This is a genomic window from Streptomyces sp. NPDC051987 (assembly GCF_040680735.1).
Taxonomy (GTDB): domain Bacteria; phylum Actinomycetota; class Actinomycetes; order Streptomycetales; family Streptomycetaceae; genus Streptomyces.
Genome location: NZ_JBFAXI010000064.1, coordinates 43496 through 44767 on the forward strand (window position 1 = coordinate 43496; position 1272 = coordinate 44767).

Annotated in this window: 1 protein-coding gene; it reads right to left on the reverse strand. The window is 71.9% G+C overall.

The features are described from left to right. Positions 1-917, reverse strand: a 917-nt coding sequence (locus tag AB0M11_RS28560) for an ATP-binding protein (RefSeq protein ID WP_365710420.1), incomplete at its 3' end; no start/stop codon positions are given. Positions 918-1272 lie beyond the last annotated feature (355 nt).

A 1272-nucleotide genomic window follows, 5' to 3' on the forward strand; every position in this document is an offset into this window, starting at 1 on the left:
TTACCACCAAAAACCCCCCCCACCAATCCGCTCGTGGTGGACGTGGTGGACGTGGTGGACGTGGTGGACGTGGTGGGCGCGGTGGACGCGGTGGACGCGGTTGCTGTCGTTGTCGGCTGGGCGTCGGGTGGTCCGGTCGGCGCTGTGTCGGATGTGGTCTCCCGGTGGGCCCAGGACGCGATCGCTTTGCGTACGGCGTCCGGGTCGCCCAGGTCCGCCAGTTCGGCCAGCTCGGGTATGCGACGGGTCAGCTCCTTCACGGGGTCCGCGCCCGGGACGACCTGGAGGACGCGCCGCGGGCGGCCCTCGCCGTCGGCCAGGGCGCCGTTCTGCAGCGCCGTGACCAGGCCGGCGTTGAGCAGTGAGGACTTCCCCGCGCCCGAGGCGCCGACCAGCATGACCAGGCCGCCGCCCGCCTCCGCGGAACGGAGCTGGGCGACCAGCGCCTCGGTGCTGCGCTCCCGGCCGAAGAACCAGCGGGCGTCCTCGCGGCGGTAGGGGGCCAGACCCCGGTACGGGCAGACGCTGTCGACCGGCGGCGTCTGGTCCGTCTCCTCGGCCGCCTCCGGTCCGGGCAGCTCGCCGACCGGGTCGGCCACGGCCCGCTCCCAGAGCTTCTGCCACTGGGCCATGTCGTACAGCCCGCTGGACACCGGCGCAGGCTGCGCCCGACGCGCCTGCGGGATCAGGACCTGCAGGACGGCGGAGAGGGCGACGAACTGTGCGGGCACGTTCTTCGCCCGCCGCCAGTCACTGATCCGCTGGGCCGAGACCCGTACCGGACGGCCTCGCTCGTCGACGCGGTGCAATCGGTCGACCGCCTCGGCGACGCGCTTGAGCGGAGGATTACCGGCCTCCTTGTACAGCAACGCGAGGCGCTCCGCGAAGGCTGTGCGTGCCCCTGCGTCGGGACCCAAGGCTCTCCACCCCTTACTTCCCCCGCTGCTGGTCATCCGGACCGGAAAACTCACCTTATACGGCTGACCTGCGGCGAAGCCGTGGACCGGACGCCCCGCCCTCCTCAGACGGACTGCTCGGCTGGCAGGATCTCGCCGTAGCAACGCGGTGATCGGGACGCACCCCGACCGGCCGACCAGCTCAGCATGGGCAGAGACAGCTCACGGCACCGCACGTTCTCGGTCAGCTTCGACCGGCGGCGTCCCTCCGCCGGAGTGGCCGTGACGCGAGTTGCTTGCGTTCACCTGGCAGGTCTGAGGGCCCGGTACGCGGTCCGATACCACCCGCGCCGTTCGGCACCGGTCCCCACGTGGT